The sequence below is a fragment of the Burkholderia sp. JP2-270 genome, assembly GCF_003233675.1.
In the GTDB taxonomy this organism is placed as follows: Bacteria; Pseudomonadota; Gammaproteobacteria; order Burkholderiales; family Burkholderiaceae; genus Burkholderia; species Burkholderia pyrrocinia_C.
In genome coordinates this window covers 116,747-139,972 of sequence record NZ_CP029824.1, presented here as the reverse complement: position 1 = coordinate 139,972, position 23,226 = coordinate 116,747, and the positions used below count along the sequence as shown (strand labels likewise).

At 67.5% G+C, this 23,226-nt stretch carries 23 protein-coding genes and 1 pseudogene; 10 read left to right on the top strand and 14 right to left on the bottom strand.

Going from position 1 to position 23,226, the window contains the following annotated elements:
• Positions 1-233: 233 nt before the first annotated feature.
• From rplM to erpA, 3 genes are all read left to right on the top strand, one after another.
• Positions 234-662, top strand: coding sequence for a 50S ribosomal protein L13 (rplM, locus tag DM992_RS00605; protein ID WP_009687896.1), 429 nt, complete (start codon positions 234-236; stop codon positions 660-662).
• 10 nt (positions 663-672) lie between these two features.
• Positions 673-1,065 carry a 30S ribosomal protein S9 gene (gene rpsI / locus DM992_RS00600; protein WP_006476904.1) on the top strand — a complete coding sequence of 131 codons (393 nt, stop codon included), beginning with the start codon at positions 673-675 and terminating at the stop codon, positions 1,063-1,065.
• Between the two features lie 218 nt (positions 1,066-1,283).
• On the top strand, positions 1,284-1,655 hold the full coding sequence (gene erpA, locus DM992_RS00595; protein ID WP_072436314.1) for an iron-sulfur cluster insertion protein ErpA: 372 nt from the start codon (positions 1,284-1,286) through the stop codon (positions 1,653-1,655).
• Positions 1,656-1,757: 102 nt separating this feature from the next.
• Here erpA and DM992_RS00590 read toward each other — a convergent pair whose 3' ends face one another.
• Positions 1,758-2,906, bottom strand: coding sequence for an anhydro-N-acetylmuramic acid kinase (locus DM992_RS00590; protein WP_111015297.1), 1,149 nt, complete (start codon positions 2,904-2,906; stop codon positions 1,758-1,760).
• Positions 2,907-3,048: 142 nt separating this feature from the next.
• Between DM992_RS00590 and tyrS the strand changes: the two genes are divergently transcribed.
• The 3 genes from tyrS to DM992_RS00575 are packed head-to-tail and all read left to right on the top strand — an operon-like array spanning position 3,049 to position 5,431.
• Entirely contained in the window at positions 3,049-4,290 is a 1,242-nt protein-coding gene (tyrS, locus tag DM992_RS00585; protein ID WP_111015296.1) for a tyrosine--tRNA ligase, read from the top strand.
• Positions 4,287-4,745 (top strand): D-aminoacyl-tRNA deacylase, encoded by a 459-nt coding sequence (gene dtd, locus DM992_RS00580; RefSeq protein ID WP_034182741.1) that lies wholly within the window; start codon positions 4,287-4,289, stop codon positions 4,743-4,745. Before tyrS ends, dtd begins: the two co-directional genes overlap by 4 nt.
• Positions 4,746-4,768: 23 nt before the next feature.
• A complete protein-coding gene (locus tag DM992_RS00575) occupies positions 4,769-5,431 on the top strand; it encodes a histidine phosphatase family protein (protein ID WP_111015295.1) in 663 nt (220 codons plus the stop codon).
• A gap of 57 nt (positions 5,432-5,488) precedes the next feature.
• On the opposite strand, the pseudogene DM992_RS42585 reads toward DM992_RS00575, so the two are convergent.
• The 10 genes and pseudogenes from DM992_RS42585 to DM992_RS00525 form a co-directional block, all read right to left on the bottom strand.
• Positions 5,489-5,674 (bottom strand): annotated as a pseudogene (locus DM992_RS42585) (chromosome partitioning protein ParB); the annotation flags it as partial.
• A gap of 342 nt (positions 5,675-6,016) precedes the next feature.
• Positions 6,017-6,970 carry an oxygenase MpaB family protein gene (locus tag DM992_RS00565; RefSeq protein ID WP_111015293.1) on the bottom strand — a complete coding sequence of 318 codons (954 nt, stop codon included), beginning with the start codon at positions 6,968-6,970 and terminating at the stop codon, positions 6,017-6,019.
• Positions 6,971-6,994: 24 nt separating this feature from the next.
• Positions 6,995-8,065 carry a Holliday junction branch migration DNA helicase RuvB gene (gene ruvB / locus DM992_RS00560; protein WP_111015292.1) on the bottom strand — a complete coding sequence of 357 codons (1,071 nt, stop codon included), beginning with the start codon at positions 8,063-8,065 and terminating at the stop codon, positions 6,995-6,997.
• 108 nt (positions 8,066-8,173) lie between these two features.
• Positions 8,174-8,755: a Holliday junction branch migration protein RuvA gene (gene ruvA / locus DM992_RS00555; protein ID WP_006401679.1), complete on the bottom strand. Its 582-nt coding sequence runs from the start codon at positions 8,753-8,755 to the stop codon at positions 8,174-8,176.
• 156 nt (positions 8,756-8,911) lie between these two features.
• A complete protein-coding gene (gene ruvC, locus DM992_RS00550; RefSeq protein WP_111015291.1) occupies positions 8,912-9,454 on the bottom strand; it encodes a crossover junction endodeoxyribonuclease RuvC in 543 nt (180 codons plus the stop codon).
• A gap of 151 nt (positions 9,455-9,605) precedes the next feature.
• On the bottom strand, positions 9,606-11,171 hold the full coding sequence (gene purH / locus DM992_RS00545; protein ID WP_034182747.1) for a bifunctional phosphoribosylaminoimidazolecarboxamide formyltransferase/IMP cyclohydrolase: 1,566 nt from the start codon (positions 11,169-11,171) through the stop codon (positions 9,606-9,608).
• Positions 11,172-11,215: 44 nt separating this feature from the next.
• Positions 11,216-11,449: a Fis family transcriptional regulator gene (locus tag DM992_RS00540; protein WP_006476892.1), complete on the bottom strand. Its 234-nt coding sequence runs from the start codon at positions 11,447-11,449 to the stop codon at positions 11,216-11,218.
• Positions 11,446-12,513, bottom strand: a complete 1,068-nt coding sequence (gene dusB / locus DM992_RS00535) for a tRNA dihydrouridine synthase DusB (RefSeq protein ID WP_111017753.1) — start codon at positions 12,511-12,513, stop codon at positions 11,446-11,448. Before dusB ends, DM992_RS00540 begins: the two co-directional genes overlap by 4 nt.
• Before the next feature lie 138 nt (positions 12,514-12,651).
• The gene (locus tag DM992_RS00530) at positions 12,652-13,839 is read right to left on the bottom strand and encodes a UbiH/UbiF/VisC/COQ6 family ubiquinone biosynthesis hydroxylase (RefSeq protein WP_111015290.1); all 1,188 of its coding nucleotides are present in this window, start codon (positions 13,837-13,839) and stop codon (positions 12,652-12,654) included.
• A 40-nt stretch (positions 13,840-13,879) separates the two neighbouring features.
• Positions 13,880-15,265: an aminopeptidase P N-terminal domain-containing protein gene (locus DM992_RS00525; RefSeq protein ID WP_111015289.1), complete on the bottom strand. Its 1,386-nt coding sequence runs from the start codon at positions 15,263-15,265 to the stop codon at positions 13,880-13,882.
• 183 nt (positions 15,266-15,448) lie between these two features.
• Between DM992_RS00525 and DM992_RS00520 the strand changes: the two genes are divergently transcribed.
• On the top strand, positions 15,449-16,063 hold the full coding sequence (locus DM992_RS00520) for a glutathione S-transferase N-terminal domain-containing protein (RefSeq protein ID WP_111015288.1): 615 nt from the start codon (positions 15,449-15,451) through the stop codon (positions 16,061-16,063).
• 105 nt (positions 16,064-16,168) lie between these two features.
• Here the strand turns inward: DM992_RS00520 and DM992_RS00515 are convergent, their stop codons facing one another.
• The 3 genes from DM992_RS00515 to DM992_RS00500 all read right to left on the bottom strand — a co-directional run bounded on the left by DM992_RS00515 (position 16,169) and on the right by DM992_RS00500 (position 19,980).
• Positions 16,169-17,788, bottom strand: a complete 1,620-nt coding sequence (locus DM992_RS00515; RefSeq protein WP_111015287.1) for an FMN-binding glutamate synthase family protein — start codon at positions 17,786-17,788, stop codon at positions 16,169-16,171.
• A gap of 546 nt (positions 17,789-18,334) precedes the next feature.
• A complete protein-coding gene (mnmA, locus tag DM992_RS00505; RefSeq protein WP_111015286.1) occupies positions 18,335-19,474 on the bottom strand; it encodes a tRNA 2-thiouridine(34) synthase MnmA in 1,140 nt (379 codons plus the stop codon).
• The gene (locus DM992_RS00500; RefSeq protein ID WP_049030822.1) at positions 19,471-19,980 is read right to left on the bottom strand and encodes an NUDIX hydrolase; all 510 of its coding nucleotides are present in this window, start codon (positions 19,978-19,980) and stop codon (positions 19,471-19,473) included. The genes mnmA and DM992_RS00500 overlap by 4 nt, the downstream gene beginning before the upstream one ends.
• A 279-nt stretch (positions 19,981-20,259) precedes the next feature.
• Between DM992_RS00500 and DM992_RS00495 the strand changes: the two genes are divergently transcribed.
• From DM992_RS00495 to DM992_RS00485, 3 genes are read left to right on the top strand one after another with little or no spacing between them, the layout of a single operon-like run.
• Positions 20,260-21,399: a Re/Si-specific NAD(P)(+) transhydrogenase subunit alpha gene (locus DM992_RS00495; protein WP_111015285.1), complete on the top strand. Its 1,140-nt coding sequence runs from the start codon at positions 20,260-20,262 to the stop codon at positions 21,397-21,399.
• Between the two features lie 10 nt (positions 21,400-21,409).
• The gene (locus tag DM992_RS00490) at positions 21,410-21,736 is read left to right on the top strand and encodes an NAD(P) transhydrogenase subunit alpha (RefSeq protein ID WP_034182754.1); all 327 of its coding nucleotides are present in this window, start codon (positions 21,410-21,412) and stop codon (positions 21,734-21,736) included.
• A complete protein-coding gene (locus DM992_RS00485) occupies positions 21,733-23,187 on the top strand; it encodes an NAD(P)(+) transhydrogenase (Re/Si-specific) subunit beta (protein WP_111015284.1) in 1,455 nt (484 codons plus the stop codon). Before DM992_RS00490 ends, DM992_RS00485 begins: the two co-directional genes overlap by 4 nt.
• Positions 23,188-23,226: the final 39 nt, after the last annotated feature.

The window sequence follows — 23,226 nt, the reverse complement described above, 5'->3', positions numbered from 1 at the left end:
GCGCTCGGATCGCCTGGCTTGTCGGGGCACGACCGAATTTTGGCCCATTTTGGGCGCCGCGGACACGGGACGTGGATTCCCTTTGACCGCGTTGTTGGATTTCCTTTATAATTCAGGGCTTTTCCGCATTCATGCCCACGGAAAAAGAACAGGGAGAGCCTGCACCGCGCCTCGAAGCGCACACAGACAAGCAGGAAGAACACATCGGGCAAAGCATTTTTTTTGGATCGATCATGAAGACGTTTTCCGCAAAAGCCCATGAGGTGACGCGCGAATGGTACGTGATTGACGCGACGGATAAGGTTCTCGGCCGTGTTGCCAGCGAAGTGGCACGCCGTCTGCGCGGCAAGCACAAGCCTGAGTTCACTCCGCACGTCGACACTGGTGATTTCATCATCATCATCAACGCGAGCAAGTTGAAGGTCACGGGCAACAAGACGCTGGACAAGAAGTACTACCGTCACTCGGGCTACCCGGGCGGTATCTATGAAACGACGTTCGGCAAGATGCAGGAACGCTTCCCGGGCCGCGCGCTCGAGAAGGCGGTCAAGGGCATGCTGCCGAAGGGCCCGCTCGGCTACGCGATGATCAAGAAGCTGAAGGTCTACGCAGAAGCGACGCATCCGCACTCGGCTCAACAGCCGAAGGCGCTCGAGATCTAAGGGGACCCACATGATCGGTAACTGGAACTACGGTACGGGCCGCCGCAAGAGCGCAGTCGCACGTGTCTTCATCAAGGCTGGCAAGGGCGACATCATCGTCAACGGCAAGCCCATCGCTGACTACTTCTCGCGCGAAACGTCGCTGATGATCGTGCGTCAACCGCTGGAACTCACGAACCACGGCCAGACGTTCGACATCAAGGTGAACGTGAACGGCGGCGGTGAAACGGGTCAGGCAGGCGCAGTGCGCCACGGCATCACCCGTGCACTGATCGACTACGATGCGACGCTGAAGCCGTCGCTGTCGAGCGCAGGCTTCGTGACGCGCGATGCGCGTGAAGTCGAGCGTAAGAAGGTCGGTCTGCGCAAGGCACGCCGCGCCAAGCAGTTCTCGAAGCGTTAATTCCGCTTCATGGCCGCGCCGCTTTCGGGCGGCGTCTGCCGGAAAAACCGCCAGCTTTCGCGCTGGCGGTTTTTTTATGCCCGCTGCCAGGCCCCTGCTGCGGCGGCTCGCTCGGGCAGGTTTGATGAAATCGACAAGAACCTATTGATTTCATGGACTTCAGCACGATCTTCTGATCGGCCCTACAATAGCGGCTAAAGCTTTTTGGAGAGTTCGCAATGAACGCTGTTACCGAATCCGCAGCAACGACGACCGAAATGCCGCTTCCTTTCGTCTTCACCGACGCAGCGGCCGACAAGGTCAAGCAACTGATCGACGAAGAGGGCAATCCCGACCTGAAGCTGCGCGTGTTCGTGCAGGGTGGCGGCTGCTCCGGCTTCCAGTATGGCTTCACGTTCGACGAGGAAGTCAACGAAGACGACACCGTGATGAACAAGAACGGTGTCCAGCTCCTGATCGACTCGATGAGCTACCAGTACCTGGTCGGCGCCGAGATCGACTACAAGGACGACCTCAACGGCGCCCAGTTCGTGATCAAGAACCCGAATGCGACCACCACCTGCGGGTGCGGTTCGTCGTTCTCGGTCTGAGCGCACGACAGATCCGCTCCGGTTCGCCGGAATGAAAAACGGGGCTTCATGCCCCGTTTTTTTATGCCAGTGTGCGGCACCGGCCGTGCGGCAGGCTTGGCGTCAACCCGGATAGAGCGCGCCGAGTACGCGGTTGCCGGCCGCACCGGTGACCGTCGCGAGATTGCCGGGCTGGCGCGCGGTGAAGCGGTACGCGAGCCACGCGAACGCGAGCGCCTCGACCTGTTGCGGCGGCACGCCGAGCGCGGCCGTCGTATCGACCGTCGCCGGCACGCCGGCCTCGCGCAGCGCGTGCCGGAGCGCGTCGAGCAGCACCGGATTGCGCGCACCGCCGCCGCATACGAAGACGGCCTTGCAGCCGGGTGCGTGCTGCGCGATCTCGCGTGCGACCGAGACGGCGGTGAGCGCCGTGAGGGTCGCCTGCACGTCCTCCGGCGCGACCTGCGCGAACGCGGCGAGCTTCGCGTCGAGCCACGCGGGATTGAACAGGTCGCGTCCGGTGCTTTTCGGCGGCGGCGCGGCGAAATACGGTTCGTCTAGCAGCGCGTCGAGCAGCGGCGCGTGCACGGTGCCGCGCGCGGCGAACTTGCCGCTTTCGTCGTACGGCTTGCCGAGATGGCGGGTCGCCCACGCGTCGATCAGCGCATTCGCGGGGCCGCAGTCGAAGCCGCGGACGTCGCCGTCTTCGCCGGGCAGGATCGTGATGTTGCTGATCCCGCCGAGATTGCAGACGACGCGCGTCTCGCCGGGCGCACCGAACACCGTCGCATGGAACGCCGGTGCGAGCGGCGCGCCGTGGCCGCCGGCGGCCACGTCGCGGCTGCGGAAATCGGCGATCACGTCGACATGGGTCAGCTCGGCGAGCAGCGCCGGGTTGTTGAGTTGCCGCGTATAGCCGCGCTCGGGGCGATGGCGCACCGTCTGGCCGTGCACGCCGATCGCGCGGATCTCGTCGCGCGACAGCCCTGCGGTGCGCTGCAATTCGTGGCAGCACACCGCGTAGCGCGTGACGAGCGCGTTCGCCGCGAGCGATTCGCGGTCGATCTCGCTGTCGCCGGGCTGCTGCAGCGCGAACAGCGCGTCGCGCAGCGATTGCGCGAAACCGACGAATGCTTCCGCGAGCACGGCCGGCGCCTTGCCGGCCTCGAAGCGCACGGCGACACCGTCGACGCCGTCCATGCTGGTTCCCGACATCAGCCCGAAGTAGATGCCGTCGGCCGGATGGGCGTTTTGCGGCTGTCGTTGCGGCACGTTGGGTTCTCCTGGATCGTGCGGCGCGGGCCGGTGCCGCGCGCCTTGCGCCCGATTATCCGCGCAACGTGACGCGTCGTTAAGCGATGCGCGCGCAAGTTATGGGAAAATCCCTGTTTTTGCGACATTCTTCCTGGCCCCGATGAGCACCGAACCCAGTTCCAAGCCCGTTTTCCCGATCACCGATGAAGTCCGGCATGCGCTCGCCGTCACGAAGCGCGGCGTCGACGAGCTGCTGATCGAGGAAGAGTTCGCGCAGAAGCTCGCGCGCAGCGCGGCCACCGGCACGCCGCTGCGCATCAAGCTCGGCCTCGATCCGACCGCGCCCGACATCCACATTGGCCATACGGTCGTGCTGAACAAGATGCGTCAGCTGCAGGACCTCGGCCACACGGTGATCTTCCTGATCGGCGATTTCACGTCGCTGATCGGCGATCCGTCGGGCCGCAACGCGACGCGCCCGCCGCTCACGCGCGAGCAGATCGAGTCGAACGCGAAAACCTACTTCGAGCAGGCCGCACTCGTGCTCGACCGCGACAAGACCGAGATCCGCTACAACAGCGAATGGTCGATGCCGCTCGGCGCGGACGGGATGATCAAGCTCGCGTCGCGCTACACGGTCGCGCGGATCCTCGAGCGCGAGGACTTCACGAAGCGCTTCCAGAGCGGCGTGCCGATCTCGATCCACGAATTCCTGTACCCGCTGATGCAGGGCTACGATTCGGTCGCGCTGAACGCCGACCTCGAGCTGGGTGGCACCGACCAGAAGTTCAACCTGCTGGTCGGCCGCGAACTGCAGAAGCAGTACGGCCAGGAACAGCAGTGCATCCTGACGATGCCGCTGCTCGAAGGCCTCGACGGCGTCGAGAAGATGTCGAAGTCGAAGGGCAACTACGTCGGCATCAGCGAGAAGCCGACCGACATGTTCGGCAAGCTGATGAGCATTTCGGACACGCTGATGTGGCGTTACTTCGAACTGCTGTCGTTCCGCAGCCTCGACGAGATCGCCGGCTTCAAGCGCGAAGCCGAAGGCGGCCGCAACCCGCGCGACTTCAAGGTGCTGCTCGCGCAGGAAATCGTCGCGCGCTTCCATTCGCAGGCCGACGCCGAGCGTGCGCTCGAGGACTTCAATCACCGCGCGAAGGGCGGCGTGCCGGACGACATTCCGTCAGTCACGCTCGCCGGCGCGCCGCTGGCGATCGGCCAGTTGCTGAAGCAGGCCGGCCTCGTGCCGTCGACGAGCGAAGCACTGCGCAACATCGAGCAGGGCGGCGTGAAGATCGACGGCGCGACCGTGTCGGACAAGGGCCTGAAGGTCGAGGCCGGCGAGTTCGTCGTGCAGGTCGGCAAGCGCCGCTTCGCGCGTGTCACGCTGACCGCATGATCGCGCTGATCCAGCGCGTGAAGCGCGCCGACGTGCGCGTCGGCGACCGCACGACGGGCGAGATAGGCGCGGGCCTGCTCGCGCTGGTCTGCGCGGAGCGCGGCGATACCGACGCGGCGGCCGACAAGCTGCTGGCGAAAATGCTCGGCTACCGCGTGTTCAGCGACGCGGCCGGCAAGATGAATCTCCCGGTGTCGAATATCGACGGCGCGGGGCGCGCAGGCGGCCTGCTGCTCGTGTCGCAGTTCACGCTCGCGGCCGATACCAACAGCGGGCTGCGCCCGAGCTTCACGCCGGCTGCGCCGCCCGACGAAGGCGCGCGGCTGTTCGACTATTTCGTCGCGGCCGCGCGGGCGCGCCATCCGGTCGTCGAGACGGGCGAGTTCGGCGCCGACATGCAGGTGTCGCTCGTCAACGACGGCCCCGTGACGTTCTGGCTGCAAGTTCGGCCCTGATTCTTCCCCGGAGACGCGCCGCGATGGCCACCACGCAGATTCTTTTCATCCGTCATGGCGAGACGGCCTGGAACCGCATCAAGCGCATCCAGGGGCATATCGACATCCCGCTGGCCGATTCGGGGCTCGCGCAGGCGCAGCGGCTGGCCGCGCGGCTCGAGCGAGAGGCGCGCGAGGGCGCACGGATCGACGCGGTCTATTCGAGCGACCTGATGCGCGCGCAGCAGACCGCGCAACCCTTTGCCGATGCGCTCGGGCTGCCGCTGCTGCTGCGGGACGGGTTGCGCGAACGCTCGTACGGCGCGTTCCAGGGGCACGACAGCACCGAGATCGAGGCGTTGTTTCCGGACGCGTATGCGGCCTGGCAGACGCGCGATCCGGGCTTCGCACCGGAAGGCGGCGAGTCGCAGCGTGCGTTCTATCACCGCGTGCTGCATGCGCTCGAACCGATCGTCGCTGCGCATCCGGGCGGCCGGATCGCGTGCGTCGCGCATGGCGGCGTGCTCGACTGCGCGTACCGTTTTGCGAACGGTCTCGACCTGTCGGCGCCGCGCAACTACCCACTGCTCAATACGAGCATCAACGTCGTCGATTACGTGGATGGCCGCGCGCAGGTCGTGCAGTGGGCCGACGTGTCGCACCTGGACGCCGAGAGCGACGACGACGGCTATCGCAAGGTGCTCTGAGCACGTGGGGCCCGTCCGGCATGGCCGGCCGGGATCCCCCTTCTTTCTGCGCGACGCTTACTGCGGCAGCCCGTGGCGCGTCTTGTAGTCGAGCGCGTATGCGATCTTGCCGGGCTTGTCGGCCGTGATCGGCTGGCGCAGCTTGTCGAATTCCCCCTTGTTGTATTTCTTCCCGCCGTCGATCGCACCGGCGCGCCCGAGGTCGGCGCCCGTCTTGCCGTCGATCACGGGGTCCGTGGCCGCGCACGCGCTTTTCCATTTGCCCGGTTGCGGCGTGACGGCGGCGGGCGGCGCGGGCGTCGTCGTGGTGCCGCCGGACGGCGTTTGGGTGTCCGTGCGAGCAACGGCGGCAACATCGTCGCGTCCGCATGCAGAGTGGGCGAAGACGGCGGACAGGCCGGCGGCAAGGACGAAGCGGATCGGCAGGCGTGGCATCGCGGGCATCGGATGTCGGCCGGGGGCGGGACACCGCGCGAGTCACTCAAGGGCGGGGCGTGCGGCGTGTGCGACCGTGCGCGGGTGCGGGCCCGTCAGCTTGTCATAGGTATTTGAAGCGAAATTGAAATAATCGGAAGAAGCGAATCGTCAGGCGGGCGGGGCGCCATCGGAAGGGGAGGCGGTCGCGCGACGGCGCGCACGCTTCGACGCGCCGTTGACGAGCGCCCAGCGCAGCACGGGTGCGACGGCCCGTACGCCGGGCCGGACCACCGCGCGTCGCAACGGCGCGAACGTCGACACGCGGAGCATGCGCTGCGCCCACGGCGGCAGCAGGTCGATCCCGGCATGCATCATCAGCGACGCGGCCGGCCGCAGCGCGGGCTTCGCGACCGGCACATTCAGCAGGATGGCCATCACGTCGAAGGTATGCGGCCCGGCCTCGAGTTCGGGCTGCATGCGCGCGAGATACGCGGCGACCTCGGCGCGCGAACGCGGCACCTCGTGTGCGCCGAGCAGTTCGGCGATCAACGCCGTTTCGGCGTAATAGCGGTCCTGCAATTCGCCCGACAGCGCCGGATTCACGTAGCACAGATGCGCGGCGAGGAAGCTCGAGACTTCCGCGATATGCACCCAGGTCAGCAACGCCGGATCGTCGGCGCGGTACGGCCGACCGTCGGGCGCGATACCCGATACGCGCGAGTGGATCGTTTTCACGCGCTCGATCAGCGCGAGTGCGTCCGCGCGACTGCCGAACGTCGTGCCCGTGATGAACGTGGCGGTGCGCCGCAAGCGGCCGAGAATGTCGGTGCGAAACGACGAGTGATCCCAGACGCCTGCGAGCGCGAGCGGATGGAGCGCCTGCAGCAGCAGCGCGGCGATGCCGCCTGTCATCATCGACGTGAAGTCGGCATGCACGCGCCAGCAGACGGCATCGGGGCCGAACAGCCCGGGATCGCCGGGCGGCGAAGAGAGATCGAGCGACGGGCCGCCGCCGCCCGCGGTCAGGTGCGTGATGCCGGCCACGAGGCGCTTGCGGATCGGCTCGGCCCAGCGCGGGCCCGGTGCGGGTGCGGCGGGGTGGCGGCTAGGCGGCGTCGTCATGGCTGGCGTGGCTCGGGCGGCCGGTTACTTCCCGGCGGGCGTATCCCACATGCCGCGTTCGGCGCTGCCGGCGTCGGGCGCGGAGAGCCCGAAGTGGCGGTACGTAAGCAGCGTCGCGACGCGCCCGCGCGGCGTGCGCTGCAGGAAGCCCTGCTGGATCAGGTACGGCTCGAGCACGTCCTCGATCGTGTCGCGCTCCTCGCCGATCGCCGCTGCCAGGTTGTCGATGCCGACCGGGCCGCCGTCGAACTTGTACAGGATCGCCTCGAGCAGCTTGCGATCCATCAGGTCGAAGCCGACCGGATCGACGTCGAGCATCGCGAGCGCGGCATCGGCAACGGCTGCGGTGATCTGGCCGTCGGCCTTCACTTCCGCGAAGTCGCGCACGCGGCGCAGCAGCCGGTTCGCGATCCGCGGCGTGCCGCGCGAGCGCTTCGCGATTTCCAGCGCGCCGTTCGGATCGATCTGCGCGTTCAGCAGCGACGCCGAGCGCCGCACGATGCGCGACAGCTGATCGGCGTCGTAGAACTCGAGGCGCGAGACGATCCCGAAACGGTCGCGCAGCGGGTTGGTCAGCATCCCCGCGCGGGTGGTCGCGCCGACGAGCGTGAACGGCTGCAGGTCGAGCTTCACGCTGCGCGCGGCCGGACCTTCGCCGATCATGATGTCGATCTGGTAATCCTCGAGTGCCGGATACAGGATTTCCTCGACGACCGGCGACAGCCGGTGGATCTCGTCGATGAACAGCACGTCGTTCGCTTCGAGGTTCGTCAGCAGCGCGGCGAGATCGCCCGCGCGTTCGAGCACGGGACCCGACGTCTGGCGCAGGTTCACGCCCATCTCGCGCGCGATGATGTGCGCGAGCGTCGTCTTGCCGAGACCCGGCGGCCCGAACAGCAGCACGTGGTCGAGCGGCTCGGAGCGGCGCTTGGCGGCTTCGATGAAGATCTCGAGCTGGCCGCGCACCTTTTCCTGGCCGACGTAGTCGTCGAGCTGGCGCGGCCGCAGCGCGCGTTCGAACACCTCCTCGTGCGACGAGGTGGGCGTGGCGGCGATGATCCGCTGCTCGGTGGCGAGTTTGTCGGTTTCAATCATGCGGCCATTGTACCGCGCGCCGCTCGCGGTCCGAACTGGCCGGACGGCCGACTGGCGCGCGCCGCGCGGCGGCGCGACACTGCGTCCGACAGTCGGTTCTGGCGGGCGTTACGCCTTCGACAGCGCCTTCAGCGCGAGCTTGATGCCTTCGGACACGCCGGTGCCGGCCGGCACATTCTTGATCGCGGCGAGGCCTTCCTTCTCGGAGTAGCCGAGCGCGAGCAGCGCGTTGAGGATGTCGGTCGCGTGGTCGGACGCCGACGCGGCGCCGGCGAGCGCGCCGAGGTCGGCGCCGAGCTTGCCCTTCAGCTCGAGCAGCAGGCGCTCGGCCGTCTTCTTGCCGATGCCGGGCAGGCGCGTGAGGCGCGCGGCGTCCTGCATCGTCACGGCCTGCGCGAGCTCCTGCACGCTCATGCCGGACAGCACGGCGAGCGCCATGCGCGCGCCGATGCCGGTGATCTTCAGCAGCTCGCGGAAGGTCGTGCGCTCCTGCGGCGTCAGGAAGCCGTACAGCAGGTGCGCGTCCTCGCGGACGATCTGCTGCGTGAGCAGCACGACGCGCTCGCCCGTCTGCGGCAGGTTGTAGAAGGTGCTCATCGGCACGTCGATTTCGTAGCCGACGCCGTTGCAGTCGACGAGCAGGTGGGGCGGGTTCTTTTCGAGCAGGATGCCGGCGATGCGACCGATCATGGATGGCGGGATGCAAGGAAGAAAGCGCGAGTGTAGCGCACGCGCGGCGCAATGCCGATGGGCTTGGCCGTCAGGCCGAAGCGGTGCGTGTCATGTGTGCGTTGCGCACGGGCAAGACGGTTGGTCCGGTGGGCAGGGCGCCGGCGCGCGCCGGCATCAGCCGACCAGCCGCCCGCGCCGCACGCGCAGCCCTTTCTTCGCGAGCACCGGTGCGAGGCCGCCGAGCGTGCTGAGCGTGTTGCCGCCGTGCGCATGGCAGATCGCCATGCCGAGCGCGTCGGCCGCATCGGAGCCCGGTTGGCCGGAGAGGTTGAGCAGCCGCGTGACCATCTCCTGCATCTGCGTCTTGGTCGCGCGGCCGTAGCCCACTACGGCCTGCTTGAGCTGCAGCGCCGTGTATTCGGCGACCGGCAGCCCGCCCGCGACGAGGCCGCAGATCGCGGCGCCGCGCGCCTGGCCGAGCAGCAGCGTCGACTGCGGGTTCACGTTGACGAACACCTTTTCGATCGCGGCCTGGTCGGGCGCATGTTCGCGCACGATCGTCGACACGCCCTGGAAGATCGTGCCGAGCCGGGTGGCCAGGTCGGCCGTCGGCGTGCGGATCACGCCGCTCGTGACATAGGCGAGCCGGTGGCCGCTGACGTCGATGACGCCGAAGCCGGTGACGCGCAGGCCGGGGTCGATGCCGAGAATTCGCATGAGTGAGGAGAGATGCGTGATGCAGCGATACTACAACGAATGGTGCGGCGAGCCGGCCGCAAGGTCGCGCACGCCGGCGCCGCGCAATAAAAAACCCGGCGGGTGCTGCGTCGCCGGGTTTTCGTGTTGCAGCCGCGCGGGCCGCATGCGATCAGTGACGGAAGTGGCGCACGCCCGTCAGGATCATCGCGATGTTGTGTTCGTCGGCTGCCGCGATCACTTCGTCGTCGCGCACCGAGCCGCCCGGCTGGATCACGCAGGTCGCGCCGGCTGCCACGACGACGTCGAGGCCGTCGCGGAACGGGAAGAACGCATCCGACGCGACGGCCGAGCCGGCCAGCGTCAGGCCGGCATTCTGCGCCTTGATGCTCGCGATGCGCGCGGAATCGACGCGGCTCATCTGGCCTGCGCCGACGCCGAGCGTCATGCCGTTGCCGCAGAACACGATCGCGTTCGACTTCACGTACTTCGCAACGCGCCACGCGAACAGCAGGTCGTCCATTTCCTTCGGCGTCGGGTGGCGCTTCGTGACGACGCGCAGCTCGTGCGGCTGCACGTTCTTCGAATCGAGCGACTGCACGAGCAGGCCGCCGCCCACGCGCTTCAGGTCGAATGCGTTATGGCCGTCGCCGAGTGCGATTTCGAGCAGGCGCACGTTCTGCTTCGCGGCGAACACCTGCTTCGCGGCGTCGGAGAACGACGGCGCGATCAGCACTTCGACAAACTGCTTCGCGACGGCCTGCGCGGCCGCCTCGTCGACTTCGCGGTTGAACGCGATGATGCCGCCGAACGCGGAGGTCGGGTCGGTCTGGAACGCCTTCGCGTACGCGTCGGCCGAGTCGTTGCCGACCGCGACGCCGCACGGGTTCGCATGCTTGATGATCACGCAGGCCGGTGCGTCGAACGTCTTCACGCATTCCCACGCCGCGTCGGAATCCGCGATGTTGTTGTACGACAGTTCCTTGCCCTGCAGCTGGCGGTAGTTCGCGAGCGCGCCGGCCGGCGTCGAGATATCGCGGTAGAACGCTGCGCTCTGGTGCGGGTTCTCGCCGTAGCGCAGGTCCTGCACCTTGTCGAACGCCATGTTCAGCGTCGCCGGGTACGCATTGCGCGATGCGTGCTTCAGCTCGTCGGTCAGGCTCGTCAGGTAGTTCGTGATCGCGCCGTCGTATTGCGCGGTGTGCGCGAACACCTTCGTCGCGAGGCGGAAGTTGGTCGGGTAGCCGACCGTGTTGCCGTTCGCCTTCATTTCATCGAGCACGACCGCGTAGTCGGCCGGATCGACGACGACCGTCACGTCGCGGTGGTTCTTCGCAGCGGAGCGCAGCATCGTCGGGCCGCCGATGTCGATGTTCTCGATCGCATCGGCGAGCGTGCAGTCGTCCTTCGCGATCGTCGCGACGAACGGGTACAGGTTCACGACGAGCAGGTCGATCGTCGGGATGCCGTGCTGTTCCAGTGCCTGCATGTGCTCGGGCAGGTCGCGGCGTGCGAGGATGCCGCCGTGCACCTTCGGGTGCAGCGTCTTCACGCGCCCATCGAGCATTTCCGGAAAGCCGGTGTAGTCGGCCACTTCGGTAACGGGCAGGCCCGCGTCGGCGAGCAGTTTCGCGGTGCCGCCCGTCGACAGCAGCTTGACGCCGAGGTCGGACAGCGACTTCGCGAAGTCGACGATGCCGGTCTTGTCGGAAACGGAAATGAGCGCTTGCTTGATCATGATGGAACCACCAATAGCCAGGGAAACGGGGACGGGACGGCCGACTACAGCAGGCCGTGCTGCTGCAGCTTCTTGCGCAGCGTATTGCGATTGATGCCGAGGTACTCCGCGGCGAGCGACTGGTTGCCGCCCGCCTGTACGAGCACGACCTCGAGCATCGGCTTTTCGACGCAGGACATCACCATTTCATAGACGTCGTGCGGATTGGAGCCGTCTAGATCCCGGAAATACACGTCCAGGCTCTCGCGGACACATTGTTCGATGTTGTGCTTGCTCATGCTGCTAACTGGTTATGGTCGTCCGACTCGCCCTGGCCGTTTTCCTCTTCGTCATCGACGTAGACGAGATGGTCCGACAGCGCCTTTTGCGCGTCGAAGAATGCATTGACGGCGGCGAGTTGCTCGCGGGTGGAATCGAGCGTGTTCATCCTGTGCCGGAACCCGTTGGCACCGGAAAGGCCGCGAGTGTACCAGCCGATGTGCTTGCGCGCAGTACGGACCCCCGTGAATTCACCATAGAAAGCGTAGTGGTCTTCCAGGTGTTCGTTCATCACGTGCTGGATCTCGTCGATCAGCGGCGGGGGCAGCAGCTCGCCGGTTTGCAGGAAATGATCGATTTCGCGGAACAGCCAGGGCCGGCCTTGCGCGGCACGACCGATCATCAGCGCGTCGGCACCGGTTGCATCGAGCACGGCCTTCGCTTTTGCGGGCGACGTGATGTCGCCGTTCGCGACGACCGGAATCCGCACGGCCGCCTTCACGGCCGCGATGGTGTCGTATTCGGCGTCGCCGCGGTACAGGTCGGCGCGCGTGCGGCCGTGCACGGTGAGCATCGAGATGCCGGCGGCTTCGGCCAGGCGCGCGATCGTGATCGCGTTCTTGTGCTCGCGATCCCAGCCGGTGCGGATCTTCAGCGTGACGGGCACCGCATCGGGCCCGGTGCCGACCGCCGCGACGATGGCCTCGACGATCCGCTGCACGAGCGGCTCGTTCTGCAGCAGCGCGGAGCCGGCCGCGACGTTGCAGACCTTCTTCGCCGGGCAGCCCATGTTGATGTCGATGATCTGCGCGCCGTTGTCGACGTTGTAGCGGGCCGCTTCGGCCATCATCGCCGGGTCGGCGCCGGCGATCTGCACCGCGATCGGCTCCACTTCGCCTGCGTGGTTCGCGCGCCGCATCGTCTTCGCGCTTTTCCACAGCTGCGCGTTGGACGCGACCATCTCGGACACGGCGTAACCGGCCCCCAGCCGCTTGCACAGCTGGCGGAACGGACGATCCGTCACCCCGGCCATCGGGGCGACGAACAGGTTGTTACGCAATACGTGAGAGCCGATAACGGGCATCGCAATGGCACCGCCCGCGACCGGCGCGGGCATGAAAAGGGCGGAGGGAAAACGCGCATTTTACCGTATTCCCATGCCCCGCCGATTTGACCCGGTTTGTGTGGTCCGGCCGGGCGCATCGTACGGTGCGCCCGCGCGTCAGTTGCGCTGGCCGAACATCATCTGGCGCGCGATCGCCTTCTTGAGCGGCGGCACGAATTCGAGCGCGGTGAGCGCGGCGCCGCGCAGCAGCGGGAGCGGGCCCGTGTCGATCGTGAACAGGCGCGCCAGCGTGTCGGTCGCGCCGATCGTGAAGCGCCGGTCGAGCGCGCGGCGCGCGTTGAAGGTCGCAAGTGCGGTCGCTTCGAAGCCTTGCGCGGACAGCGCGTCGACGAGCGTATGCGCGTCGCGCAGCCCGAGGTTGAGCCCCTGGCCCGCGACGGGGTGCAGGGTTTGCGCGGCATTGCCGACGATCGCGACGCGGCCGCTGACGAGCGTCTGCGCGGCGTTCAGCCCGAGCGGGAACGACGCGCGGCCCGCGATTGCGACGAACCGGCCCATGCGTTCGCCGAACGCGCTGCCGAGCTCGCGCAGGAACGCGTCGTCGGGCAGCGCCGCGCGGCGCGCCGCGTCGTCGGGTGTGCAGCACCAGACGAGCGCGTAGTCGGCCTGGCGCGGCCCGCCGAGCGGCAGCAGCGCGAGCGGGCCTTCGTGCGTGAAGCGTTCCCATGCGACGTTCGGACGCGGCGCCGATACCGTGACCGTGCCGACGAGCGCGGTCTGCCCGTAGTCGCGGCGGTGCTTGCCGGCGTCGGCCTGCTGTTCGTGGAACAGCCCGCCTTCGGCGTTGATGACGATGCGCGCGCGCAGCGTGCGTTCGCCCTGCGGGCCGTCGAGCGTCAGCGTGACGCCGTCGGCGTCCTGCTGCGGCGCGCGCGCGGTGGTCGACGTGAGCCAGTCGACGCGCGTGCCGTGCACGGCGCCCGCGAGCGCCTGCACGAGCGAGCCGTAGCGCACGACATAGCCGAGCGCGGCGAGGTCGTGCTCGTCGCGGTCGATCAGCGTGCGGCCGAAATGGCCGCGCTGCGATACGTGGATATGTTCGATCGGCGTCGCGTCGGCAGGCCACGCGAGCGTGTCGAGCAGCACGCGGCTGCCGTGCGAGACGGCGATCGCGCGCGGGTCGTTCACGCTCGCGGCCGGTTCGCGCGCATCGATCAGCGCGATCGACGCGTGCTGCGTTGCGCTGCGGCGCGCGAGCCAGCCGGCGAGCGCAAGCCCGACGGGGCCCGCGCCGACGATGGCGAGGTCGTAGTCCGGCGTGGCCGGGGAGGAAGCGGTCGTCATCTTGATTCGTGAAACGGAGGTAACGGTCGGCAGCGGCCGGTCATGCGCCCGCGCGCATCAGCGCTTCGATCTCGGCGGCCTCGACAGGCACGCCGCGCGTGATCAGCTCGCAGCCGTGCTCGCGCACGATTGCGTCGTCCTCGATGCGAATGCCGATGTTCCAGTACTCGGGCGGCACGTCGTCGGCTGCGCGCACATACAGGCCGGGCTCGACCGTCAGCGTCATGCCGGGCTTCAGCGTGCGCCACGGCAGCGCGCCGTTGCCGTCGCGCTCGGCGAGCCGCTCGCGGTAGTCGCCGCAGTCGTGCACGTCCATGCCGATCCAGTGGCCCGTGCGATGCATGTAGAAGCGCGCGTACGCGCGCTCGGCGATCACGTCGTCGACGTTCGAGAAGCGCGCTTTCGGAATGATGCCGGTGTCGAGCAGCCCCTGCGCGAGCACGCGCACGGCCGCGTCGTGCGGCGCCTCGAACGGTACGCCCGCGCGCGTCGCATCGATCGCGGCCTGCTGCGCGGCGAGCACGATGTCGTACAGCGCGCGCTGCGCGGGCGAGAAGCGCCCGTTGGCCGGGAACGTGCGCGTGATGTCCGACGCGTAGCCGTCGAGTTCGCACGCGGCATCGATCAGGATCAGGTCGCCGTCCTGTGCGGCCGCGTTGCCGGCCGGGTAGTGCAGCACGCACGCGTTCGCACCGGCCGCGACGATCGAGCCGTACGCTGGCGCCTGCGCGCCGTGCTTGCGGAACGTATACAGCAGCTCGGCCTCGAGTTCGTACTCGCGGATGCCGGGGCGGCACGCCTGCATCGCGCGGCGGTGCGCGAGCGCGGAGATGTGCGCGGCTCGCATCATGATCGCGAGTTCGTGCTCGTCCTTCACGAGCCGCATGTCGTCGACGAGCGGCGTGAGGTCGAGCATCGCGTCCGGCGCGGCGACACCCGTGCGCGCGAGTGCGCGCACCGCGTCGAGCCAGCCCGCGAGCTGCCGGTCGAAATCGGCCGACGCGCCGAACCGGTAGTGCACGGTGCCCGCATCGGCGAGCAGGCGCGGCATCTCGGTGTCGATCACGTCGACCGCGAACGCCGCGTCGAAGCCGAACGCGTCGCGCGCGGCTTCGGGCCCGTAGTGGAAGCCTTCCCAGATCTCGCGGTCGACATTCTTGCCGCGGCAGAACAGGATCGACTCCGGCGCGCTGTGCGGTGCGGCCGCGTTCAGCACGAGCACGGCATCCGGTTCGGTGAAGCCCGTCAGGTAGTGGAAGTAGCTGTCGTACCGGTACGGGTAGGCCGTATCGCGGTTGCGCAGCAGTTCCGGCGCGGTGGGGACGATGGCGACGCCGCCGCCGGCGGCGCGCAGTGCGGCAAGCACGCGTTCACGGCGCTGGCGGTAGACGTCGACGGCGATGGCGGTATCGAGGGGCGCATTCATCACGCGATTGTAGCGCCGCGGGACGCGGCGCGTGAGAGAGGGGCGGGAAGCCGCGCCGGAAGGCCCGCGGCGGCGGCTGTTGCAAACCATCCACAGGCCGGCCGAGCGATTTTCTACCGCGCGACGCTGGCCGGTTATGATCGGCGACAACGTATACTCTCGGCGGTTCCCTTAAAAAGGCAGATGATGAAATTAATCGGTTCGCTCAGCAGCCCGTACGTCCGAAAGGCGCGGATCGTGCTCGCTGAAAAGAAGATCGACTACAAGCTGGAGCTCGAGAACGTGTGGGCGCCGGAGACGGATATTCATGCATCGAATCCGCTCGGCAAGGTCCCGTGCCTCGTGATGGAGGATGGTGCCGCGGTGTTCGATTCCCGCGTGATCTGCGAATACGTCGATACGCTGTCGCCGGTCGGCAAGCTGATTCCGCAGTCGGGCCGTGAGCGCGTCGAAGTGCGCTGCTGGGAAGCGCTGGGCGACGGCGTGCTCGACGCGGCGGTCGCGATTCGCATCGAACACACGATGCGCGACGAGGTGCAGCGCAGCGCGAGCTGGATCGCGCGCCAGCAGCGCAAGATCGACGACGGTCTCGTCGCGATGTCGCAGGGTCTCGGCGGCAAGACGTGGTGCGTCGGTAATCATTACTCGCTCGCCGACATCGCGCTCGGCTGCGCGCTCGGCTATCTCGACTTCCGGATGCCCGAGGTCAACTGGCGCGATCGCCACCCGAACCTCGACAAGCACTTCGTGAAGCTGCTGCAGCGGCAGTCGTTCGTCGACACGCTGCCGCAGAACTGAGCCGCTGCCGGCCACGCAGTCACACATTCGGCAGACGAAAGAAAAGCGCCCCGCGGGGCGCTTTTCTTTTTGCCGGGCCGCCCGGCAGCGGGGCGGTCGCGAGCGTCACTCGATCGACGCGTATACGGCCTCGCCAAGCGTGAACGAATCGCTGCGCGCAATCGGCCACCACTTGTCGTACAGCGAGAAGCCGCAATGGTTGCCGTCGAGCAGCGCGCCGGGCTTCAGGTACTTCAGCAACTGCGACATCAGCCGGACCTCGTGCGGCGTGATACGTTGCACGATATGATGCGCGCGCAGCTCGGACGGATGCGCGAGGCCGGCCGCCTGCACGAGTTCCTGCAGCGCGTGCAGCGTATTGCGGTGGAAGTTGTACACGCGGTCGGCCTTGTCGGGCACGACGAGCGCGCGCTGGCGCACCGGGTCCTGCGTCGCGACGCCGGTCGGGCAGCGGCCCGTGTGGCAGGTCTGCGCCTGGATGCAGCCGACCGCGAACATGAAGCCGCGCGCCGAGTTCACCCAGTCCGCGCCGATCGCGAGCGTGCGCGCGACGTCGAACGCGGTGATGATCTTGCCGCTCGCGCCGATCTTCACGCGGTCGCGCACGCCGATCCCGACGAGCGTGTTGTGCACGAGCAGCAGCCCTTCCTGCAGCGGCACGCCGACGTGGTCGGTGAATTCGAGCGGCGCCGCGCCCGTGCCGCCTTCCGCACCGTCGACGACGATGAAGTCCGGCACGATGCCGGTCTCGACCATCGCCTTCGCGATCCCGAAGAATTCCCACGGATGGCCGACGCACAGCTTGAAGCCGGTCGGCTTGCCGCCCGACAGCGTGCGCAGCCGTTCGACGAATTCGAGCAGCCCGCGCGGCGTCGAGAATTCGGAGTGCGTCGCGGGCGAGATGCAGTCCTTGCCCATCGGCACGCCGCGCGTCTCGGCGATCTCCGGCGTGATCTTCGCGGCCGGCAGCACGCCGCCATGGCCGGGCTTCGCACCCTGCGACAGCTTCACCTCGATCATCTTGACTTGCGGATCGGCGGCCTGCTTCGCGAACTTGTCCGGGTTGAACGTGCCGTCGTCGTTGCGGCAGCCGAAGTAGCCCGACGCGATTTCCCAGATGATGTCGCCGCCGTTCTCGCGGTGGTACTTCGACAGCGAGCCTTCGCCGGTGTCGTGCGCGAAACCGCCTTTCTTCGCGCCGAGGTTCAGCGAGCGGATCGCGTTCGCGGACAGCGAGCCGAAGCTCATCGCCGAGATGTTGAAGATCGAAATGTCATACGGTTGCGCGCGATTCGCGCCGACGCGGATGCGGAAATCGTGATTCGGCAGCTTCGTCGGCGCGAGCGAGTGGCTGATCCATTCGTGCGCGACGGCCTTCACGTTCAGCTCGGTGCCGTACGGGCGATTGTCGGCGACGTTCTTCGCGCGCTGGTAGACGAGGCTGCGCTGCGCGCGCGAGAACGGTTTCTCGTCGGTGTCGTCCTCGACGAAGTACTGGCGGATCTCGGGGCGGATGAACTCGAACAGGAAGCGGAAGTGGCCCCAGAGCGGGTAGTTGCGCAGGATCGCGTGGCGGTCCTGCCTCAGGTCGTACAGGCCGAGCGCGACGAGGGCGGCGGGGATCAGGATCCACAGCCACGCGATCGCGTGCCGCGCGGCGAGCGCCGCGACGGCCACGAACAGCAGGACCGCGCACCACATCGCGAGATAGCGTCGGGAAAACATGGGGACTCCATCGTAATTATTCGGATGGCCGCCGCTCGCGAGCGGTCGCCCGGCGGCTGGCAGGTCGGCGCCCGCAGCGTTGCGCCGGGCCGGCGGGCGTGGCGCCCGTACCGTGCCTGACCGCCGCCGGCGCCCACGATGGTCGAGAGTCTACTACGGGTCCCGTGAAGCTCGCGTTGCCGAGCCGCCGCCCGGCTTCCGGCGCCGGTGTGGCGGATGAACGGGCCGTAGGCGGGCGCGTTGCGCTTCAGCCGGACGCCGGCTTCGAAGTCCGCGTCGCGGTTGAACGGCACCTGCGGCCGCGCGTGCCAGTCGCCCAGCCGCGCACGGTAGTCCGTGAGCGCTGCGAGAGGCGCGCGTCGCGATCGCCGCGCGCATGCCGAGTACCGGCTGACGCCGGTGGAGACGCCCATGGCGCCCGACCGCCGGGCCGAGCGGCATTTCCCGGAGTTCGACGCGGCGCGCGAGCGCTACGATGCGGCCGTGCAGCGCATGCGTTGAAAAGGCGGGCGGCCGCAGCCGCTTGCAGTCGGCGCCCGCGGCGCGTCAGCGCGCGTCCGCGAGTGCGGGCGCGGGTGTGTCGAGCCCCTGCTGATCGCTGGCCGCGGCGCTTTCGATGATGCCGCCGCCGAGACAGATCTCGCCGTCGTACAGCACGGCCGACTGGCCGGGCGTGACGGCCCACTGCGCGTCGTCGAACGCGAGCGAGAAGCGCTCGCCGCCGGCACGTGCAAACACGCACGCGGCATCGGCCTGCCGGTAGCGCGTCTTCGCGCCGCACGCGAAGCCTTCCGCCGGCGGCTCGCCGGCGACCCAGCTCACGTTGCCGGCGACGAGCTGCCGCGACAGCAGCCACGGATGATCGTGGCCCTGCACGACATACAGCGTGTTCGACGCGATGTCCTTCGCGGCGACGAACCACGGCTCGCCGCTGCCGCTCTTGCTGCCGCCGAGGCCGATGCCCTTGCGCTGGCCGAACGTGTAGAACGCGAGCCCGATGTGCTCGCCGACGACCTTGCCGTCGGGCGTCTTCATCGGGCCGGGTTTCGTCGGCAGGTAGCGATTCAGGAAATCGCGGAACGGCCGTTCGCCGATGAAGCAGATGCCGGTCGAGTCCTTCTTCTTCGCGTTCGGCAGCCCGATCTGCGCGGCGATCTCGCGCACCTTCGTCTTCGGGATCTCGCCGAGCGGGAACATCGTCTTCGACAGTTGAGCCTGGTTCAGCCGGTGCAGGAAGTACGACTGGTCTTTCGTATGATCGAACGCCTTCAGCAGTTCGAAGCGTCCGTCGCGCTCGCGCACGCGCGCATAGTGGCCGGTCGCGATCATTTCCGCGTCGAGCGACATCGCGTGGTCGAGGAACGCCTTGAACTTGATCTCGGCGTTGCACAGCACGTCGGGGTTCGGCGTGCGGCCGGCCGAGTATTCGCGCAGGAACTCGGCGAACACGCGGTCCTTGTATTCCGCTGCGAAGTTGACGGCTTCCACGTCGATGCCGATCAGGTCGGCCACCGACACGACGTCGATCCAGTCCTGGCGCGTCGAGCAGTATTCGCCGTCGTCGTCGTCTTCCCAGTTCTTCATGAACAGGCCGACCACGTCGTAGCCCTGTTCCTTCAGCAGCCACGCGGTCACCGACGAATCGACGCCGCCCGACATGCCCACCACTACACGGCGCTTGCTCATTTGTTGACCGCCTGACGTTCGAATGCTTCGGGGCGCGGCGCGACCGAATGCGTGTGCACGAAATCGAGCGGAATGCGCCGCCCGGCGAGATAGTCGTCGACGCAGCGCATCACCGCGGGCGAACGGTGGCGCTCGCTGCATGCGCGCAGTTCGTCGGCCGTCATCCACAGCGTGCGGACGATGCCGTCGTCGAGCACGTGGCCCGCGACCGGTTCGCCGGCGGTGCCGCAGAACGTGAAGCGCAGGTAGGTCGCGCCGGCGGTGCCGGGGCGGTCGTAGTGCGCGAGATAGACGCCGACGAGCGCGTCGGGCGTGAACGGGTGCGCGGTTTCCTCGAGCGTCTCGCGGATCACGGCGTCGGCCAGCGTTTCGCCGGCTTCGAGATGGCCGGCCGGCTGGTTGATGCGCAGGCCCGTCGAGGTTTCTTCCTCGATCACGAGAAAGCGGCCGGCGTGCTCGACGAGCGCGGCGACCGTCACATGCGGGGTCCAGATTTCGGGTTTCATGGTTCGGCATTTTACCGGTTGCGCCCGAACGCTGCCCGGCGTCTCATTAGACCAATCCGACCCTTGCAAATCGTCCGTCCCGCCGATGCGTGGCGCTACGAGCCGGGTTAATGTCGCATTCGCGCACGATCGTGCGGAATGTGCTGGCGCAACCATCGCTTTCGGTTAAAGTGCAGCGTGAACGCCGTTGCCCGTGAGCCGGTAAGTCAGCCTGTCCGGCTCGTTGTGCAGTAAAAATCGCAAGAAAAGAAATACTGACAATGACTGGAGGAACTGACAATGCATATTGGAGTGCCTGCTGAAACGCGGGCGAACGAGGCGCGTGTGGCTGCGACGCCGGAAACCGTGAAGAAATACGCGGCTGCCGGCCATCGCGTCAGTATCGCGAAAGGGGCCGGCGTCGCAGCCAGTTATCCCGACCAGGCCTATGCGGCCGCCGGTGCCGAATTGACCGACCAGTCGGCCGCTTTTGATGCCGACATCGTATTGAAGGTCCAGGCGCCCACCGACGCGGAACTGCCTTCGCTGAAGCGCGGCTCCGTGCTGGTCGGCATGCTCGATCCGTTCAACGGCGAGCAGGCGGCGAAACTGGCCGCGGCCGGCGTGACGGCCTTCGCGCTCGAAGCCGCGCCGCGCACGACGCGTGCGCAGAGTCTCGACGTGCTGTCGTCGCAGGCGAACATCGCGGGCTACAAGGCCGTGCTCGTCGCCGCGGCGCTGTATCCGCGCTTCTTCCCGATGCTGATGACGGCCGCGGGCACGGTGAAGGCCGCGCGCGTGCTGATTCTCGGCGCGGGCGTCGCGGGCCTGCAGGCGATCGCGACCGCGAAGCGGCTGGGCGCCGTGATCGAGGCTTCCGACGTGCGGCCGGCCGTGAAGGAGCAGATCGAGTCGCTCGGTGCGAAATTCCTCGACGTCCCGTTCGAAACCGACGAAGAGCGCGAGGCCGCGCAGGGTGTCGGCGGTTATGCGCGCCCGATGCCGCCGTCATGGCTCGGCCGCCAGGCCGCGCTCGTGCACGAGCGCGCGAAGCAGGCCGACATCGTGATCACCACGGCACTGATTCCCGGGCGCCCGGCGCCGACGCTGATTTCGGTCGAAACCGCGCAGTCGATGAAGCCGGGCTCGGTGCTCGTCGATCTCGCGGCCGGCCGCGGCCCGGAATTCGACGGCAGGAAGAGCGGCAACTGCCCGCTGACGGTCGCCGACCAGGTGATCGTGCACAACGGCGTGACGATCGCCGGCTACACGAATCTTGCATCGATGGTCGCGTCGGACGCGTCGGCGCTGTACGCGCGCAACCTGCTCGACTTCATGAAGCTGATCGTCACGAAGGAAGGCACGCTGAACATCGACCTGACCGACGATATCGTCGCCGCGACGCTGTTGTGCCGCGACGGCGAGCTCACGCGCAAATAACGGGGGGACCATGGAAGTCATCAATCACACGGTGATCAACGTGATCATCTTCGTGCTGGCGGTGTACGTCGGCTACCACGTCGTCTGGAACGTCACGCCGGCGCTGCATACGCCGCTGATGGCCGTGACCAACGCGATCTCGGCGATCGTGATCGTCGGCGCGATGCTCGCGGCGGCGCTTACCGTCGGCGTGACCGGCAAGTTCTTCGGCACGCTCGCGGTCGCGCTCGCGGCCGTCAACGTGTTCGGCGGGTTTCTCGTGACGAGGCGAATGCTCGAGATGTTCCGCAAGAAGGAGCCCAAGCGTGTCGAGGGCGGCAAGGAGGGCGCGCGATGAGCATGAACGTCGTTACGCTGCTGTACCTCGTCGCTTCGGTGTGCTTCATCCAGGCGCTGAAAGGCCTGTCGAACCCGAAGAGCGCGCGGCGCGGCAACCTGTTCGGGATGGTCGGGATGGCCATCGCGATCCTCACGACGGTCGCGCTGATCGTCAAGCAGGCGGCCTGGCTCGGCGCGAACCTGCCGCTCGGCATCGCGCTGGTGCTCGGCGCGCTGATCGTCGGCGGCGGCGTCGGTGCGTTCGTCGCCGCGCGCGTCGAGATGACGAAGATGCCGGAACTCGTCGCGGCGATGCACTCGCTGATCGGTCTCGCGGCCGTGTGCATCGCGTACGCGGTAGTGTCGGAGCCGGAAGCGTTCGGGCTCGTGCCGCAGGACGCCGTCGCGTCGAACTTCATCCCGTACGGCAACCGCGTCGAGCTGTTCATCGGCACGTTCGTCGGCGCGATCACGTTCTCCGGTTCGGTGATCGCGTTCGGCAAGCTGTCGGGCAAGTACAAGTTCCGGCTGTTCCAGGGCGCGCCGGTCGTGTACGCGGGCCAGCACCTGATCAACCTGATGCTCGCGATCGCGATGCTCGGCTTCGGCATCCTGTTCGTCATCACGCAGGCGTGGCTGCCGTTCATCATCATGACGGCGATCGCGTTCGTGCTCGGCGTGCTGATCATCATCCCGATCGGCGGCGCGGACATGCCGGTGGTCGTGTCGATGCTGAACTCGTATTCGGGCTGGGCGGCGGCCGGCATCGGCTTCTCGCTGAACAACGCGATGCTGATCATCGCCGGGTCGCTCGTCGGCTCGTCGGGTGCGATCCTGTCGTACATCATGTGCCACGCGATGAACCGCTCGTTCTTCAACGTGATCCTCGGCGGCTTCGGCGGCGAGGCGGCGGCCGGCGGCGCGGCGGGCGCGCAGGAGCAGCGCCCGGTGAAGTCGGGTTCGGCCGACGACGCGGCGTTCATGCTCGGCAACGCGGAATCGGTCGTGATCGTGCCGGGCTACGGGCTGGCCGTCGCCCGCGCACAGCACGCGCTGAAGGAGCTGACCGACAAGCTGATCGAGAACGGCGTCGACGTGCGCTATGCGATCCATCCGGTTGCCGGGCGGATGCCGGGGCACATGAACGTGCTGCTCGCGGAAGCGGAAGTGCCGTACGACATCGTGTTCGAGATGGAGGACATCAACGGCGAGATGGGCCAGGCCGACGTGGTGCTGGTGCTCGGCGCGAACGACGTGGTGAATCCGGCCGCGAAGAACGATCCGAAATCGCCGATCGCGGGGATGCCGATCATCGAGGCATACAAGGCGCGCACGGTGATCGTCAACAAGCGATCGATGGCGGCCGGCTACGCGGGCCTCGACAACGATCTCTTCTACATGGACAAGACGATGATGGTCTTCGGCGATGCGAAGAAGGTCATCGAGGACATGGTGAAGGCCGTCGAGTAACGCACGCACCGGCAACGCGGGCGCCTGCTTCGATGCAGG

Bases quoted from the DNA above. Each gene is read 5' to 3' on its own strand.
- rplM (WP_009687896.1), top strand. From the start codon at position 234: ATGAAGACGTTTTCCGCAAAAGCCCATGAGGTGACGCGCGAATGGTAC.
- rpsI (WP_006476904.1), top strand. From the start codon at position 673: ATGATCGGTAACTGGAACTACGGTACGGGCCGCCGCAAGAGCGCAGTC.
- erpA (WP_072436314.1), top strand. From the start codon at position 1,284: ATGAACGCTGTTACCGAATCCGCAGCAACGACGACCGAAATGCCGCTT.
- tyrS (WP_111015296.1), top strand. From the start codon at position 3,049: ATGAGCACCGAACCCAGTTCCAAGCCCGTTTTCCCGATCACCGATGAA.
- dtd (WP_034182741.1), top strand. From the start codon at position 4,287: ATGATCGCGCTGATCCAGCGCGTGAAGCGCGCCGACGTGCGCGTCGGC.
- DM992_RS00575 (WP_111015295.1), top strand. From the start codon at position 4,769: ATGGCCACCACGCAGATTCTTTTCATCCGTCATGGCGAGACGGCCTGG.
- DM992_RS00565 (WP_111015293.1), bottom strand. From the start codon at position 6,970: ATGACGACGCCGCCTAGCCGCCACCCCGCCGCACCCGCACCGGGCCCG.
- ruvB (WP_111015292.1), bottom strand. From the start codon at position 8,065: ATGATTGAAACCGACAAACTCGCCACCGAGCAGCGGATCATCGCCGCC.
- ruvA (WP_006401679.1), bottom strand. From the start codon at position 8,755: ATGATCGGTCGCATCGCCGGCATCCTGCTCGAAAAGAACCCGCCCCAC.
- ruvC (WP_111015291.1), bottom strand. From the start codon at position 9,454: ATGCGAATTCTCGGCATCGACCCCGGCCTGCGCGTCACCGGCTTCGGC.
- purH (WP_034182747.1), bottom strand. From the start codon at position 11,171: ATGATCAAGCAAGCGCTCATTTCCGTTTCCGACAAGACCGGCATCGTC.
- DM992_RS00540 (WP_006476892.1), bottom strand. From the start codon at position 11,449: ATGAGCAAGCACAACATCGAACAATGTGTCCGCGAGAGCCTGGACGTG.
- dusB (WP_111017753.1), bottom strand. From the start codon at position 12,513: ATGCCCGTTATCGGCTCTCACGTATTGCGTAACAACCTGTTCGTCGCC.
- DM992_RS00530 (WP_111015290.1), bottom strand. From the start codon at position 13,839: ATGACGACCGCTTCCTCCCCGGCCACGCCGGACTACGACCTCGCCATC.
- DM992_RS00525 (WP_111015289.1), bottom strand. From the start codon at position 15,265: ATGAATGCGCCCCTCGATACCGCCATCGCCGTCGACGTCTACCGCCAG.
- DM992_RS00520 (WP_111015288.1), top strand. From the start codon at position 15,449: ATGATGAAATTAATCGGTTCGCTCAGCAGCCCGTACGTCCGAAAGGCG.
- DM992_RS00515 (WP_111015287.1), bottom strand. From the start codon at position 17,788: ATGTTTTCCCGACGCTATCTCGCGATGTGGTGCGCGGTCCTGCTGTTC.
- mnmA (WP_111015286.1), bottom strand. From the start codon at position 19,474: ATGAGCAAGCGCCGTGTAGTGGTGGGCATGTCGGGCGGCGTCGATTCG.
- DM992_RS00500 (WP_049030822.1), bottom strand. From the start codon at position 19,980: ATGAAACCCGAAATCTGGACCCCGCATGTGACGGTCGCCGCGCTCGTC.
- DM992_RS00495 (WP_111015285.1), top strand. From the start codon at position 20,260: ATGCATATTGGAGTGCCTGCTGAAACGCGGGCGAACGAGGCGCGTGTG.
- DM992_RS00490 (WP_034182754.1), top strand. From the start codon at position 21,410: ATGGAAGTCATCAATCACACGGTGATCAACGTGATCATCTTCGTGCTG.
- DM992_RS00485 (WP_111015284.1), top strand. From the start codon at position 21,733: ATGAGCATGAACGTCGTTACGCTGCTGTACCTCGTCGCTTCGGTGTGC.